At 36.3% G+C, this 15,811-nt stretch carries 11 protein-coding genes and 2 pseudogenes; 5 read left to right on the top strand and 8 right to left on the bottom strand.

What is annotated here, in order from left to right; translation table 11 throughout:
• Positions 1-9: 9 nt before the first annotated feature.
• The 4 genes from fucP to ACH3PA_RS17680 form a co-directional block, all read right to left on the bottom strand.
• On the bottom strand, positions 10-1,341 hold the full coding sequence (gene fucP / locus ACH3PA_RS17665; RefSeq protein WP_416442484.1) for an L-fucose:H+ symporter permease: 1,332 nt from the start codon (positions 1,339-1,341) through the stop codon (positions 10-12).
• 266 nt (positions 1,342-1,607) lie between these two features.
• The gene (locus tag ACH3PA_RS17670; protein WP_416442486.1) at positions 1,608-2,405 is read right to left on the bottom strand and encodes a discoidin domain-containing protein; all 798 of its coding nucleotides are present in this window, start codon (positions 2,403-2,405) and stop codon (positions 1,608-1,610) included.
• 11 nt (positions 2,406-2,416) lie between these two features.
• Positions 2,417-4,036, bottom strand: coding sequence for a RagB/SusD family nutrient uptake outer membrane protein (locus ACH3PA_RS17675; protein WP_416442488.1), 1,620 nt, complete (start codon positions 4,034-4,036; stop codon positions 2,417-2,419).
• Positions 4,037-4,045: 9 nt separating this feature from the next.
• Positions 4,046-7,165 (bottom strand): SusC/RagA family TonB-linked outer membrane protein, encoded by a 3,120-nt coding sequence (locus tag ACH3PA_RS17680; RefSeq protein ID WP_416442490.1) that lies wholly within the window; start codon positions 7,163-7,165, stop codon positions 4,046-4,048.
• Between the two features lie 342 nt (positions 7,166-7,507).
• Here ACH3PA_RS17680 and ACH3PA_RS17685 point away from each other — a divergent pair, with 342 nt between their 5' ends.
• From ACH3PA_RS17685 to ACH3PA_RS17695, 3 genes and pseudogenes are all read left to right on the top strand, one after another.
• Positions 7,508-9,154, top strand: a complete 1,647-nt coding sequence (locus tag ACH3PA_RS17685; protein ID WP_416442492.1) for a DUF4980 domain-containing protein — start codon at positions 7,508-7,510, stop codon at positions 9,152-9,154.
• Positions 9,155-9,565: 411 nt separating this feature from the next.
• Positions 9,566-10,643: pseudogene (locus ACH3PA_RS17690) on the top strand (IS3 family transposase).
• 153 nt (positions 10,644-10,796) lie between these two features.
• Positions 10,797-11,203: pseudogene (locus ACH3PA_RS17695) on the top strand (transposase).
• A 157-nt stretch (positions 11,204-11,360) separates the two neighbouring features.
• Here ACH3PA_RS17695 and ACH3PA_RS17700 read toward each other — a convergent pair.
• The 3 genes from ACH3PA_RS17700 to ruvX all read right to left on the bottom strand — a co-directional run bounded on the left by ACH3PA_RS17700 (position 11,361) and on the right by ruvX (position 12,951).
• Entirely contained in the window at positions 11,361-11,792 is a 432-nt protein-coding gene (locus tag ACH3PA_RS17700; protein WP_416442494.1) for a DUF5606 domain-containing protein, read from the bottom strand.
• 132 nt (positions 11,793-11,924) lie between these two features.
• Positions 11,925-12,512 (bottom strand): peptide deformylase, encoded by a 588-nt coding sequence (def, locus tag ACH3PA_RS17705; protein WP_416442496.1) that lies wholly within the window; start codon positions 12,510-12,512, stop codon positions 11,925-11,927.
• 34 nt (positions 12,513-12,546) lie between these two features.
• Positions 12,547-12,951 carry a Holliday junction resolvase RuvX gene (gene ruvX, locus ACH3PA_RS17710; protein ID WP_416442498.1) on the bottom strand — a complete coding sequence of 135 codons (405 nt, stop codon included), beginning with the start codon at positions 12,949-12,951 and terminating at the stop codon, positions 12,547-12,549.
• 101 nt (positions 12,952-13,052) lie between these two features.
• On the opposite strand from ruvX, the gene ACH3PA_RS17715 reads away from it, so the two are divergent.
• Together ACH3PA_RS17715 and ACH3PA_RS17720 are read left to right on the top strand one after the other, a co-directional pair.
• Positions 13,053-13,868 (top strand): 2,3,4,5-tetrahydropyridine-2,6-dicarboxylate N-succinyltransferase, encoded by an 816-nt coding sequence (locus ACH3PA_RS17715; protein ID WP_416442500.1) that lies wholly within the window; start codon positions 13,053-13,055, stop codon positions 13,866-13,868.
• 31 nt (positions 13,869-13,899) lie between these two features.
• Positions 13,900-14,958 (top strand): glycosyltransferase family 9 protein, encoded by a 1,059-nt coding sequence (locus tag ACH3PA_RS17720; RefSeq protein ID WP_416442502.1) that lies wholly within the window; start codon positions 13,900-13,902, stop codon positions 14,956-14,958.
• Here ACH3PA_RS17720 and ACH3PA_RS17725 read toward each other — a convergent pair.
• Positions 14,951-15,784 (bottom strand): glycosyltransferase family 2 protein, encoded by an 834-nt coding sequence (locus ACH3PA_RS17725; protein ID WP_416442504.1) that lies wholly within the window; start codon positions 15,782-15,784, stop codon positions 14,951-14,953. The two genes, ACH3PA_RS17720 and ACH3PA_RS17725, sit on opposite strands and share 8 nt — an antisense overlap.
• Positions 15,785-15,811 lie beyond the last annotated feature (27 nt).

A 15,811-nucleotide genomic window follows, 5' to 3' on the forward strand; every position in this document is an offset into this window, starting at 1 on the left:
AAAAGTGGGCTATATCGTTATGCTCTTCGCAGATTCCTGATTATACTTCTTACTTATCCAGCTTCCGTAAATAGCAACTAATAAAAAGCATAAAGCAGGAAGAATAAATGAGAAGTTTATCTCACTTACGCCTAAAATTTTAATATCGTTAACTGCGACACCTCCCATATCTATAATCATTCCCTGAAACTTAGGTAACAAAGCGCCTCCTACGATAGCCATCACCAGACCTGCAGCACCTATTTTAGATTCATCTTCTTTAAGACCTGTAAGAGCAATTCCATAAATTGTAGGAAACATTATAGATAAAAATAAAGATACGGCTACAAGGCAATACATCCCCACTGCTCCCTCAATGGCAATTACACCTAAAGTGGATATACCCCCTAAGGCTGCAAAATAGAAAAGTAATTTACCCGAATTGATAAATTTTAATAGATAAGTACCTATCGCCCGACCCACAGTAAAAAGAATAAATGCAACTAATTGATAACTGGCAGCTACATCGCTGGCAATCCCCATTGATTCTGCATATTGATAAATATACGTCCAGCACATAATTTGTGCACCCATATAAAGAACTAATGAAAGTACGCCCAAATAGTACTTCTTGTTACTCATAAGTTTACTAAAAGTATTTTTAAGGCTGGGAATACCGCCCTCTTCTTTTGCCTGTGGCATTTTATTAACCGCAATTAGGACAAATATTATAAGAACAACAATCCCTAAAATTACGTATGGATCGCGTATAACCATCAAATCAGAGGTTCTTATTAAAACTTTTTTTGCTTCTTCTAAAGTACCATAATTGTCAATATCGTCTGATCTTAGAAGGTCAAGAACAAAAAATTTAGCCACCATCAATCCGGCGATTAACCCTACCGGATTAAAAGCCTGTGCCAAATTTAAACGTTGGGTAGCTGTACTTTCTGAGCCCATTGCTAATATATATGGGTTTGCCGTTGTCTCTAAAAATGCCAAACCAAAAGTAAGTACATAAAGACCTAAACAAAAAAACCAAAATTGCTCTGTTGTAGCGGCTGGATAAAAAAGCAGTGCTCCTAAAGCATACAAGCCAAGACCAATTAATACGCCTGTTTTATAAGAAAATTTTCTAACAAACAAAGCGGCAGGAAGTGCCATACAAAAATAACCTCCATAAAAAGCCATCTGCACCCATGCTGCCTGCGAATTTGTAAGCTCCAGCACTTTTTTAAATGCCTGAACCATAGGATCTGTCACGGCATTTGCAAAACCCCACAGCGCAAAAAGAGACGTTACTAAAATAAATGGTAATAAAACCTTTTTGGAAACTACAGGAGTAATCTTAGGCTCTGTCATAATAAATTAAATAGTTAAGGTATTAGAAATATATCGATGTAATCGTATAGATAAAATTAACATCTCCTTTAAGAGACAATTTACTAAATCGTTTTAGTAAAAATAGCTTTTTTTTAAGAAAAATTGTGAATTGCTACACTTAGAAGAAGAAAAAAACCGATTTAATAATAAAATCATTTTTATAACAAAAAAGAGAACCCTTCTAGGTTCTCTTTTTTCAAGCTTAATGGTATAAATATTGCTTTAGCAACAACCGAAGATTATTATTATTCGGGAATGGATAATAACGCCCATTCACTCATTTGGAAAAGTCCTCCTCCATTATTACTGATCACATCCAGTCTATAATAAAAATAGCTGTTATCGTTATCAAAATAAAATTCGCGAGTAAGATTACGTGAATCAAACTGCTCCCCATTTCGAGAATCTAATGTTTCCCAGTTCTCACCATCATTTGAACCCAAAATTTCCCAATCAAGAGGATCTCTATCCGGCGCATCATTACCAGAGGTTAGGCGATAAAAATTAATAGTTTGTTGTTCCTCAAACTTTAAATCCATATAAAACGGTTGTCTATAATCTGAAAGATATTTAGAATTTAAATCTCCATCAATCAGTTTTAAAGAACCCTCACTTGCTTCTGGCCCTCCGCTATTTTCTCTATTAGCAGTTATTGCTGCCATGCTTGTAACATCTACCGGTGCCCCTGCAATTACTTTTAAACGAGCTTCTGCTGTTAGCTTATCTGCATCATTTGAAGTAATTCTAATGATTGTTTCCCCGGAACCTGTAGCAGTTACTGAAGCAGATTTATCTTCATTTATCTTGATATCTGCAATTGCAGGATCATCTACCGTCCAAGTATAATCCCTTTGTGGTGCTATATTAGGTTCAAATTTTGCCACAATAGTATCTGTTTCCCCAGAAATAAGCAGCACATCTGTACTTTCAAATGTTACTCCGCTCTCAATAAGTGTTGGAAATTCTCTTCTGCCATCTTCTGAACAAGCACATAAAAAGAATACAGTGATTGCAACAAGGAGACTTTTAAATTTTGTTATCATAATTAATATTTTTAATAGCCTGGATTCTGTACCAGATTAGGGTTTGCATCAAGTTGTCTTCTTGGAATAGGATACAATGTTAGGTGTTTATCACCATCTGGTGATTTATCCCACCAGGAACCGGTAGTAAATTTGCCAAATCTAATAAGATCTGTTCTGCGTACACCTTCAAAGATAAATTCGCGTCCTCGTTCTGCCAGAAGCTCATTCATGGTAAGTGTAGCCGTGGTATACATTTCTGTAGGCCAGTCTTCAGCAGAAAAATCTCTTTTACGGCTGGCGTTGATTAAATCAACAGCTTCCTGAGTGGCGGTACCACCATTCATACGCATAAGCGCTTCGGCTTTGTTAAAATAAATTCCGGTTAATCTATAAATAACAAAATCATTTTCTAAATAATTAACATCGTCCTGAGTACCTGATCTATATTTAAAGAAACGAGCTCCACTATTTTCTTCACCATCTGTCATACTTCCTTCTCCGGTCTGACCTTCTGTATTTCTTCTAATGTTGTTAACATAAATAAAAGGCTTACCATTATATTCTTCAGATCCCAGAATAGGCGTATCTGTACCATACTTGTACTGTGGACCAAATAAAAACCAATCCTGTTTTCTCAAATCATTTTCCTCATAAGCATCAAAAGCAGTAGGTATTACAACAAAAGCGTTATTTCCTGAAAAATTAACATCAAGAGCAGCTGTCATATTGTTAAAGCCCATATAGAAAGAACCCCAGTTGTAGCCAAAATCATTTTTTCTACTAAAAGGAAACTGAAAAATATTTTCAGATGAATTTTCATTAGTATTGCTAAAAGGTCCTAAAATATCCGGATCAAGTTCCATAACTCCGGTAAGTGAACCACCATCTCCATCAATAATCTTATCTGAGTATTTAATACAATCTGCCCAGCGCGGTGTACCGCTCCATACTTCTGCATTAAGATAAAGTTCTGAAAGCATAGCATACCCTACCGCTTTAGAAACACGTCCTAATAATTGAGGAGAAAGCGGTTGTAACTTTTCTACATTATCAAGCAATTCGCTCTCTATAAATGCAAAAACTTCTGCTCTGCTTTGTGTTTCCGGATTTGTAGGAATACCTACTTGAGTTACAATTGGCACATTACCCCACATATCCATAATTTTCATATAATGATAAGCGCGAAGCACCTTTGATTCTGCTATAATAGACTGTAATCTTTCTGGAGTTACCCCAATAGCATCAGCATCTACATTCTCAATACTTTCTATAGCAGAGTTTACAAAACCAAGTCCCGTCCACATAAGTTGCCAGGCATTATTTAATCTACCTTCTTCAGGAGTCCAAGTATGATAATGTTGACGAATATGATCTGCATTATCGTAACCATGACGTCCCTTTTGAGGCCAAGCTGTTTGATCTGCAGAAAGCTCATTATGATAATAATAACCATCCTGTCCTGACCAAGCAAGCCAAGCCTGCATATGCGTAAAGGGGCGCAGTGTAGCTTGAACCAACTCTAGTTCATTATTGTAAAAATTTCCCTGAGACAATTCTGAATAGGTTGTCTCATCTAAATCTGTACATCCAAAGATTAAAAAGGCCATTAAACACCCTCCCAGTCTTTTTATATAATTACTTTTTTTCATGTTTTTTTCTTAAAAGTTTACGTTAATGCCAGCTGTTACTGTCACAGTACGCGGATAAAAATTTCTGTCATCTACACCGGGATTAAGACCAGTATCCTGTACTTCAGGATCTCTCCCTGTATACTCAGTAAAGGTCGCGAGGTTTCTTGCGCTACCATAAACTCTAAGCGCTGAAAACAGACTGCCTTCGGCCAAATTAAAATTATAGCCCAAGGTCAAGTTATCTAATTTGACAAAATCTCCTTTTTCCAGATAATAATCAGAATATTGTGGAGCTTCATCTATTTGACTGTATTTGCCCAAAGCAGAAGTAAGAATATTTCCTGTACCGGCTAAGGCTGGATTGCCATAAAAAATATCTACGGTATTAAGGATATCATATTTGAATTTACCCCTGAAGAAAACTGTAAGATCAAAATTCTTATATTTAAATGTACTTGTTAAAGAAGCATAATATTTAGGAAGACCATTCCCTATATATGCTTTATCATCTTCTAACATGTCATTTGTGCCTCCAATAGTTCCGTCAGCTTTATGAAAAAGCCATTTGCCATCAACAGTAAACCCTGCAAAGCGCTTACCGTAAAAGTTTCCTATAGGAGATCCTTCTTCATTTCTTATGGCATCTCCTAAATTTCCAGGATTACCAATATTTCCTCCTCTTAAATCTGTTACTTTAAAAACCTGATTAGAAAGCTCTGTAAGTTCATTTTCCTGATAACTTCCGGTAGCATCTATTGTCCATGTAAAATCACCCTCGCTTAAAACTCTTGCAGTAATGGCCAATTCTATTCCTTTATTTGTAATAGAGCCCACATTAGTATATATAGATGGCTGAACGAAAGAGGGTTGTGGCACACCGTATGACAATAATAAATCTTCAGTTTTTCTACGGTACAAATCTAAAGCTCCAGTAAATCTATTAGATAGGAATCCGAAATCAACACCAATGTTTATTTCTCTTTTAGTTTCCCATTTTAAATCTGGATTTGGGTTTTTTACAGGACCATATGTCTGGTAATAAGTAGGATCTGTAGAGCCGTCAGCGAATATAGGATATTTACCTCCTGTACCTAAAGTGACAATTGATTGATAATTAGGAATTCCTTGATTACCTGTAACTCCATAACCTACACGTAACTTGAGGTTATTAACAACATCTGAGTTTGCCAAAAATTCTTCATCAGATATTAACCAACCCCCGGATATTGCAGGAAAACTTGCCCATTTATTATTTGCTCCAAATTTTGATGATCCTTCATGACGTATAGAACCTTGAATAAAATAACGATCCATATATGAATAATTAACACGAGTGAAATAAGCAATAAGCGTATTATCTTCTTTAAAACTATATAAGTTTGGTCGCGGAAGATCTGTATCCGTTATAGCATTACCAGAACCAAAGTTCCAGTCGTTAAAGCCATCTGTGGTAAAACCACTGTTATCCATTGAATAATTCTCAAGAGTTGTATATTGATAACTATAACCCCCTAAAAGTTCAAAAGTTGAATTTTCAAATTCTTTTGTGAAGTTAATGGTAGGCTCAATCGTCTTGGTATATTCAAGTCTGTTACCTTTATAGGCGTAACCAGTACCCTTATAAGCACTTCCCGAGTTATATTGTGCATAATCCTCTGTTGATCTATAAAAACGATCGTTCCATCTATCTTGTTGATAAGATCCAAAAACAGAAGCAGTTAAACCCTCTATAATTTCATAAGACAGTTTCATATCCCCTGAGAAAGTCTGTTGCTTGCGCTGATAAAATCTATTAGCAAATTCAGAAAATGGATTATATCCATTTTGAGGTTGGTAATAGCCGTAAAGTCCTTGATTTTGCAGTGTTTCTGGTGTGTCTGAAAATGGAGCATATATAGGAGCAGTGGGATTCCAATCTGCGACTACTCCAAATTGATTTCCAGCTATTCCTTGATTTTGTAGATTGGTAGTTGTATTCCCTCCTAATAAATTTGCATCGTTAAAATTTGTTGCTATGCTCGATTGTATCTGAAATTTATCATCAAACGCAGACTGATTAAAAGTTGCTCTCACCCCAAATTCTTCTCTTTCATTCTCAAGAGCAATACCCTCTAGATTTCTATAGTAAAAAGAAGCTCTGTAAGTACTGTTTTTTCCACCACCAGAGGCGACGAAATTATGATACTGACTTAAATTAGATTCATTGATTAGTTCATCAAAAATATCTGTAGAGGCTCCTAAATCATTAGATTCTGGTATTAAACCATCTGCAATAGCCTGTCTAAATTCTCCTGCATCTAGAAAATCAGGTTTACTATTGGCAAAATCTTTTGAGAAATAACTAGAGTAATTAAAGGTAGTAACTCCTTTTTTTCCCTTTTTTGTAGTAATTAAAATCACCCCGTTTGTTCCTCGTGTTCCATAGATAGCTGCCGCAGAACCATCTTTTAGCACATCAAAGGATGCGATATCATTTTGCTGAAGAAGATCCAGATTACCACCAGGAATACCATCAATCACAATTAAAGGTTCACCAGAGCCAGTAATTGAGGTAACACCCCTCAATTGAATTGAAGTGCCCGAGTTAGGATCATTTCCTCCCGATCTGGTTATTTGCAGACCTGCAACTTTTCCTTGAATTAAATCCAGCGGAGAGGTAACAACACCCTGATTAAAATCTTCAGTATCAACTTTAGTAACTGCTGTAGTAACTGCCTTACGCTGTTGACTACCATAGCCTATTAATACCACCTCCTGCAAACTCTCTGCATCTGCCTGCATTTCTATGTCAATCACCTGTTGGCCATTAACCGGCATTTCAACCGCTTTCATACCCACATAAGTAAAAACTAAAACAGCCGAGCCGGAGGAGACTTCAATTGAAAAATTCCCATCAAAATCTGACGCTACTCCATTATCTGTGTTTTTTTCTTTTACTGTAACCCCAGGCAATGGCATGCCATCTCCATCTGTAATTGTACCTGTAATTGTAATTGATTGTTGCACCGCACTGAAACCTTCCTGCAGGCTCATAACAGCAAGGAGTAAGCATAAGACCTTCCATTTTTTGAGATTAAAAAAAATCAATCTCTTAAAAATGAAATTGTCAAATGAGTAATCTGCTTTTTTCTGGTAGAGATTTTTCATTCCATTTTGTAATTTAAGTTAGTTAATATTTATTGTGCGAGCTAAATTACTAAATCGTTTTAGCAAAATCAACAATTCCATAATTTAAGATCAAAATTTATTTAATATTTATCCTCAATACTTATAAAAATCTAAAGGGTGAGCTTATTTCTTAGGGAATTGAGGATATAATTGAATGGATTATAATAAAATTGTAATTCGCTCTATTAAGAAGTACATAAAGCTATTATTAAATGAATATATTAGGAATTTCTCATTTATTCTATACCTTAAAGAAACAAATTCTATATTTAACTGCTATAATATTAATTAATATGCAATTCACTTCTGAAAAAATGAAAAATGAATAATCTTAGAAATTTCGGCTTCTTCCTCCTTTTATCTCTTTTTACACTTTATGCCCAAAACCGAGAGTTTAAAGTGGAAAAACGTTTTATAAATCTTCCGGTGCAGAATCAACTTGACACTCAAAACCTACAAGTTTTAGTAGGAGATACAATCTATCGTGAATTTGATATTCAATTAGCCGAATCTGATCCCGATTTTTGGGTACCTCTGGACATGAAAGACTACCAAGGCAAAAGTGTCACAATTAAAGCTGAGAAACCTTCCAAAAAAGGTTTAGGTCTTATATATCAGTCTGAGCAAATTGCAGGATACGATTCTTTATATACTGAAAGATTGCGCCCTCAGATCCATTTTACTTCGCAACGCGGTTGGATAAATGACCCTAATGGTCTCGTCTACAATAATGGTGAGTATCACTTATATTATCAACATAATCCTTTTGGCTGGAGCTGGGGTAATATGCATTGGGGCAACGCAGTGAGTAAAGATCTTGTACATTGGAAAGAATTACCTACAGCTCTATACCCTCCAACTTATCAGGACATGGCTTTTTCTGGTTCTGCAGTGATTGACACACAAAACACTTCAGGTTTCTCAAGTAATGATACCCCACCATTAGTAGTGGCTTTTACAAGTACTGGCAGAGGTGAATGTATTGTTTACAGTCTCGATAATGGCCGTACTTTTAAAGAATATGCAAAAAACCCCGTATTAAAACATCAAGGAAGAGATCCTAAAATATTTTGGTATGCTCCTGATAAACATTGGGTGATGGTTGTATACAATGAATTGCCTACAACTGATAAAGAAGGTAAAGAATCGCATATAAAATCATTTCAAATTCACACATCTACTGATTTGAAGAATTGGGAATATCAATCAGAGATTTTAGATTTTTATGAATGCCCGGAACTTTTTGAACTTCCAATAGATGATAATCCAAAAAACAGCAAGTGGGTTATGTATGGAGCTGATGGGCAGTATTTTATTGGAGATTTTAATGGAAAGATTTTTACTCCACAAACTCCTAAATATCAGTATAAAACAGGAAATGCTTATGCTTCTCAAACATATAACAATACACCAGATGGAAAACGTATACAAATGTCTTGGGGAAACGGAATTGAGTCTAAAGGAATGCCATTTAATCAACTAATGCTTTTCCCAACAGAATTGAAACTTCGTACCACAGATGAGGGCGTTCGCATGTTCCCCAAACCCATAGATGCGATAAATGCTCTACATAAGGATAAACATATGTGGGAAAATGTAATTCTCTCTAATAATAAACCACTTTCAACTAATGTTGCTCTTGATGTTATGCATCTTATTGCAGAATTCAATGTTGATAGTAATGCCAATTTTGGAATGGACATAAATGGTTTTAACATAGATTACAATGCTAAAGAACAAAAATTGAATGATGTTGAAGTGAAACCAATTAATGGCAAGTTAAAACTGGAAATTATAGTAGATCGTACAAGTATAGAAATTTTCGCAAATGATGGTAGAGCCTATATTGTAAAACCACATATAGCAAAAACAAATAATTTGCACGTCAACGCTTATTCTAATGCTAAGGAGGAAGGCACAAGATTGAACAAATTTGCCATTTATGAAATGAAATCGATTTGGGAGTAAAAAGGTTTTAGCTGTTAAAACGTAAATAAATTCTTTAATCGAAATATTTCTTTTCTCTAACTATCAACCTGAGCATAAAGAAATATTGGGACTTTTACGGTCGATTTTAACCCATAATTCACCGATTTTTATAGTCCAAAAATCACCTGAAAATTACTTAAAAATGGGTAAAACAGGCATAAAATCAGTTTAGTATTTAATCAAGAACATCAAGTCAAGATCTTCAGTTTCACACATATTATTGCAGAGTATTAACCTTCTCTTAATGTATTAATTAGGTATGATTAAGAATATAAATTCTTTATCATACTTGAACTAAATAAATAATGACCTCCTCCCGTTAAATCAGACTATTTGAAACTAGAGAAATCTGGGCGAATAAATGTTTAATTTTAAATACATTATTTGCTTATGAAACTATCAAAATATTCGGAATTCCTGATTGTATTTGCGATCAAACAGGTTGAGACGGGCACCAGGCTGCAGGAGGTATGCCGCAAGATGGGCATCAGTGAGGCCACATTCTACAATTGGAAGAAGAAATAATATGGGAGTCTTGATTTCTCTGAACTGAGAAGGCTTAAAAACCTAGGGGAGGAGAATTCGGAGTTAAAGAAACTGGTTGCCGATCTCAGCATGGAAAAATAAATCCTTCAGGATGTTCTGAAAAAAAATCTGAGGCCTTCCCGAAAACGTGGGATGGTCGATGAGATCAGAATGGAGTACCATATTTCCATCCAGCGTTGCTGCAAACTTATCGTATTGCACAAGAGGGTGTTCTATTATCGGGTCAAGGAAAGGGATGATACCTTGCTGCGGATGCGGATGAATGAAATTACCGAGGTACGGGTACGTTATGGTTTTTAGCGCTTGCACATTCTGCAGCGACGTGAAGGTTTATGGGTAACCATAAGCGTATGTATCGGGTGTATTGTGAAGAGGGTTTGAATCTAAGGTCAAAAAGGCCAAGGCGCAACCGCTGCGCTGCCCATAGACAACCCATTGAAGGGAATGCCTCCAGTTTAAACGAATGTTGGAGCATGGATTTTGTAGCGGTTCAGCTGTATGATGGGAGCCGTTTCAGAGCCTTAACTATAGTTGATAATTATCACCGCAGGTGCCTAGCTATATATGCAGGAAAATCCCTTAAGGGAAGTGATGTTGTTGGTGTAATGAATAATCTTAAAATTATGTTTGGAAGTATCTCCGGTGCGCCTAAAAGTGGATAACGGCAGTGAGTTCATCAGCAACGTATTGAACAAATGGGCCTATGACAACAAGGTTGAACTGGATTTTTCAAGACCGGGAACCTTCAGATAACCCTATTATCGAAAGCTTCAACGGGTCATTCAGGGATGAATGTCTGAATACAAATTGGTTCCTCTCCTTGGAGGATGCACAGGAAAAGTTCGATATTTGGAGAGAAGACTATAACGGGTTCAGACCGCACAGCTCATTAGAGGGACATGTCCCCCCAATGAGTACATAGAAATCAATGAAAATAGTCCCGATTCTCTAGTTATGACCAACACCTAATTATGGGAGGAGGTAACGCGGATTTTCTATTCCGTTTTTATTAGTCTCAGGTAAGAGTATAAAACCCTTCAATTATTGCAGAACATTCGTACTTCTAAAAACTATAATTTGGCTAAAGGGTAATAGTCCAAGAAAAGGTTCCTATATAGTAAGTAGATTAACTTGTCATCTAGTTTGGGTTACCAAATACAGGTATAAAGTTTTGCATAAAGATGTTCAAAAAAATACCGAAAGATCTGATCTACATAGACGCATGTAGAATATGCTTCAAAAATAAATGTCAGTTACATAGTAAAACAATTAAAGAGTCGGACATCGCGCAAGTTACAGCAAGAATTTTTTCAACTAAAGGAGCGTCACTGCGGAAAATATTTTAGACAAGTACTTATGGTGTTTAGAGTACGAGAAATATAACTTATACACTGGTTTGTCTATTTGGAGCATCATCGACGAGAAGGTTCGGACAAGTCCAATTTTATATTGATAATGAAGGGGACTTTTAGTCCCTCATAAATGAAACCGCTGACTTTCAGTGCAAAGTGATATAGTTTACACCCACGATACAGATCTAGCGACAAAACATAAAAGATTCTTTCAATTTTTAAGAATTAAAGACCTCACTAATCCAATCAAAGCATAAAATCAAGCAGCATATATAATACTTTAACGTCTATTCTTCTTCATCTTTAGAAGGAGCTTCTGTAGAAACTTCAGCTTCCTCCAGATAGAGCATATCTTTTGCCTGAAGCAAGTTATACCACTGTATTATCTTTTTAATATCGCTGGCATATACACGATCTTCATCAAAATTAGGAAGCACTTCAAAAAAGTAAGCTTCTAACTCATCTTTAGATTTTTTGTGATCTATAGCAGGACCGCCGTCTTCTTTTTCTGAGATCTTAGCAAATACATCTTTTAATGGCACTTCACCATCTAAAGTATAGATAGCAATTTCTGAAAGTATACTCACATTGTGACGCATACCTACAGGTATTTTCTTTCCGTCTAAAAGAGATTCGGCTATAAAACCTGTGCGGGTTTGTGTTTTAAGACTGTAAAGGCCTGGTTTTCCTGAAATGGACAATATTTTGTCTAAACTCATATTTTATTTTTATGCTTTGGTAACGAAAAAGACATCATCTGTCTCTGTCGTGAATTATTTTTTAAAGGCGATACTTTTCTTGCAAAAAGCAAGGGCGCAAATATCATGCTCTTTTTTTATTTTCAAAATAAATTATCTTCCCTTTTTTACCGGAAAGCGCATGCGATAATCACTATTTACTTTGCCTTTGCTAATATTTGCCAGTTTTCCTTTTATCAAACGTTTCTTTAAGCTTGACAGTTTATCTGTAAACAGAATACCCTCGATGTGGTCGTATTCATGTTGAACTACTCTGGCTATAAGACCAGTGTACGTATCTGTATGCTCTACAAAGTTCTCGTCCTGATACTTTATAGTGACTTGCTCCTGTCTAAAAACATCCTCATTAATACCGGGAATACTTAAACAGCCTTCGCCAAAAGCCCACTCATCACCATCTTCATTAACAATATTTGCATTGATGAAAACCTTTTTAAAGCTTGCCAGTTCTTCACGTTCTTCTTCGGTAAGTTCTTCATCATCTGCAAACGGAGACGTATCTACCAGAAAAATTCTAATTGCTTTTCCTATCTGTGGCGCTGCAAGACCTACACCACTGGCACCATACATAGTCTCAAACATATTCTCAATAAGTTCTGCAAGGCCTGGATAATCCTTATCTATTACTTCGGCATTTTTTCGCAATACGGGATCACCGTAAGCCACTATAGGTAATATCATTTTAAAAAAATTAAATCTTTAAATTAAGAGTGATCTATTTATAAAGATAAGTCTGTAAAATTATTGTTGCACTAATCTCATCTACCAGCGCTTTATCTTTTCTTTTTTTCTTTTTCAATCCGCTATCGAGCATGGTTTGCACGGCCATTTTTGAAGTGAACCGCTCATCTACTCGCTCTATGGGTATGCTGGTTACTTTTTCAAGCTTTTCGCGAAAGCTTATAATATCTGCCTCTACTCCAGATGCTTCATTGTTCATGCGTTTAGGCTCACCTATTAGTATACGCTCAACCTGCTCTGCCGCCAGATATTCCTGTAAGAATTTAAGCAGCTCATGCGTAGGCACTGTTGTTAATCCTGAAGCGATGAGTTGAAGCTCATCTGTCACAGCAATACCGGTGCGCTTTGTACCATAATCTAATGCAAGAATGCGAGCCATAGCAAATATTTTTGCAAAAATAAGCCTTTAAAACTAATCTCGTCAATCTTGGTTTTTTTATATGGTGTAAACTATCTTTAGCCCTCATTTTTTAAGACAATATGAAACAAGTACAAAATTTAATAGAAGACGCTTGGGAAGATCGTTCCCTTTTAAATGATAAAGTAACTCAGGATGCTATACGTGAGGTCATAGAATTAATAGATGGCGGTACACTGCGAGTAGCAGAACCTGATGGTGATGACTGGAAGATAAATGAATGGGTTAAAAAAGCGGTTGTGCTTTACTTCCCAATTCAAAAAATGGAAAAAATAGAAGTTGGTATTTTTGAATATCACGATAAGATGCCTTTAAAGAAAGGATATCAGGATAAAGGCATACGTGTTGTCCCCAATGCTGTGGCACGCCATGGTGCATACATTTCTAAAGGTGTGATCATGATGCCTAGTTATGTGAACATAGGCGCTTATGTAGATGAAGGTACGATGGTAGATACCTGGGCTACAGTGGGTAGCTGCGCACAAATAGGTAAAAACGTTCACCTTAGCGGCGGTGTAGGTATAGGCGGAGTTCTTGAACCTCTGCAAGCAGCACCGGTAATCATAGAAGATAATGCTTTTATAGGTTCTCGTTGCATAGTTGTAGAAGGAGTACGCGTGGGTAAAGAAGCTGTTTTAGGTGCAAATGTTGTACTTACAGGTTCTACTAAAATTATTGATGTTACCGGCAGCGAACCTAAAGAAATGAAAGGATACGTGCCACCTCGTTCTGTTGTAATTCCTGGTAGTTATACTAAGAAATTTGCTGCAGGTGAGTACAATGTACCGTGCGCATTAATTATAGGTAAACGTAAGGAGAGTACAGATAAGAAAACCTCTCTTAATGCGGCTTTAAGGGAATACGACGTAGCGGTTTAATAAATAGTCGCTATTGCGAAATTTCACATAGATGAAAATACTGGTAATACAGCAAAAAATGATAGGCGACGTTCTTACGTCGTCTATTCTTTTTGAGGCACTTCGTTCTAAATATCCAGAGGCATCATTGCATTACCTTATTCATAAGCATACGGTGCCAGTTGTTCAGAATAACCCGTTTATTGATAAGTTTATTTTTGATTTACAGGATTCTCAAGGCAATACCATTTCTTTCATCAAATTTGCTGCTCGTCTGCGCAGCGAGAACTACGATATAGTAATTGATGCGTATTCTAAAATAAGCAGCGCTTTTCTGTCCTTTTACAGCGGTGCCAAGGTGAGGGTCGGGATTAAAAAATCATACACTTCCTATTTATACAATCATTCAGTCAAAAATAGTAATAAGGCAGAAACCGCAGCCGGCCTGGCCATTGAGAACCGGATGAGACTTCTCGCTCCTTTATCTAAGGATTTTCCAAAAGAAATTAAACCAAAAATCTACCTAAAAGAGGCAGAAATCGCTTCTGCGAAAGCAAAATTGGAAAATTCTGATATCGATATTAGTAAACCGATCTTTATGATAGGTGTATTGGGCAGCAGTGGGCTAAAAACATATCCGCTTCCTTATTTAGCTAAATTACTGCAAACCATTGTAGAGGAAACCAATGCTCAATTATTACTGAATTACATACCTGATCAAAAACCAAAAGTTGAGGAGCTCTTAAATAATTGTGACAACAGAACGGTCAGTCATATTTTTCCAGAGGTCTACGGTGAGAATTTACGCGAATTCATTGCATTAACCAGTTTTTGTGATGCCCTAATAGGTAATGAAGGCGGTGCGGTTAATATGGCTAAAGCCTTAAATAAGCCCACATTTTCTATTTACTCGCCTTGGATTAATCCTGAAGCCTGGGCTTCTTACCCGGGCAAAAAGCAGGTCGCTGTGCATTTAAAAAATTATAAACCACAGCTGTATAAGAGTAAGGGTTTTAAGGCAATGAAAAAAGAATCTATAAAATTATATGAAGAACTTAATCCTGAATTTATAAAAAAAGAGTTGCTCAATTTTCTTGACAACCTTAATTAATTTCTTTCTTCTCAATGCCGTAGTACGTGTAAGCATAACCTTTCTTTCTGGTATTCTTACGTATCGCTGCATTCTTTTGCAACGTCTCCGGAGTTTTGTATCCACGAGGATGATCAAGATGCACGCATAAGGCGCTGTAGCGTATTTGCTTAGATTTAATCCCAAAATTTATCAGGCGTTCTCCCAGTTCCCGATCCTGACCACCATATTGCATGCGTTCATCAAAACCATTAACAGCTAGAATATCTTTTTTCCAGCCGCTGGCATTATGCCCGTTCCAGCTAGCAGTTGTGGGAGTAAGTAGATTAAGAATGTCTGATTTTAACCCTCTAGCGGTCAATTTATTGTTCTTAAAAGACGATTTTAAACCTCTTTCCTGTAACCACGCTATATCAAAACATTTTTGATCGTCTATATCCTGCTTTGTAATTTCATCAGAAATAGACATGGGTAGCTTAAAATAACCTCCAGATAAAAAATAACCCTTTTCTCTAAACTTAAAGTGAAACTCTAAAAAATCATTTTTAGGAATACAGTCCCCATCACTCATCAATATGTAGTCTGAGTTACATGCCAGTATAGCTTTATTGAGAATACGCGATTTTTGAAAACCGTCATCTTCCTGCCATACATGTATAACAGGTACAGGAAACCATTCCTGAAATTCTTTAATTGTATTGATGGTTTCTTCACCAGAACCATCATCTGCAATTACGATCTCAAAATCTTTATTGGTCTGCTGCGCATAACCCCAAAGCGTCTTTTTAAGCCACTCTACAGCGTTATACGTACTTATAATTACAGAAATGCCAGGTTTATCTTTCATACTTAATCGCGCAAAGTTAAGGCATTA

Origin of the sequence: Leeuwenhoekiella sp. A2, assembly GCF_047946655.1 — a bacterium.
GTDB lineage: Bacteria > Bacteroidota > Bacteroidia > Flavobacteriales > Flavobacteriaceae > Leeuwenhoekiella.

Coding starts and splice junctions, on each gene's coding strand:
- fucP (WP_416442484.1), bottom strand. CDS start 1,341: ATGACAGAGCCTAAGATTACTCCTGTAGTTTCCAAAAAGGTTTTATTA.
- ACH3PA_RS17670 (WP_416442486.1), bottom strand. CDS start 2,405: ATGATAACAAAATTTAAAAGTCTCCTTGTTGCAATCACTGTATTCTTT.
- ACH3PA_RS17675 (WP_416442488.1), bottom strand. CDS start 4,036: ATGAAAAAAAGTAATTATATAAAAAGACTGGGAGGGTGTTTAATGGCC.
- ACH3PA_RS17680 (WP_416442490.1), bottom strand. CDS start 7,165: ATGAAAAATCTCTACCAGAAAAAAGCAGATTACTCATTTGACAATTTC.
- ACH3PA_RS17685 (WP_416442492.1), top strand. CDS start 7,508: ATGAATAATCTTAGAAATTTCGGCTTCTTCCTCCTTTTATCTCTTTTT.
- ACH3PA_RS17700 (WP_416442494.1), bottom strand. CDS start 11,792: ATGAGTTTAGACAAAATATTGTCCATTTCAGGAAAACCAGGCCTTTAC.
- def (WP_416442496.1), bottom strand. CDS start 12,512: ATGATATTACCTATAGTGGCTTACGGTGATCCCGTATTGCGAAAAAAT.
- ruvX (WP_416442498.1), bottom strand. CDS start 12,951: ATGGCTCGCATTCTTGCATTAGATTATGGTACAAAGCGCACCGGTATT.
- ACH3PA_RS17715 (WP_416442500.1), top strand. CDS start 13,053: ATGAAACAAGTACAAAATTTAATAGAAGACGCTTGGGAAGATCGTTCC.
- ACH3PA_RS17720 (WP_416442502.1), top strand. CDS start 13,900: ATGAAAATACTGGTAATACAGCAAAAAATGATAGGCGACGTTCTTACG.
- ACH3PA_RS17725 (WP_416442504.1), bottom strand. CDS start 15,784: ATGAAAGATAAACCTGGCATTTCTGTAATTATAAGTACGTATAACGCT.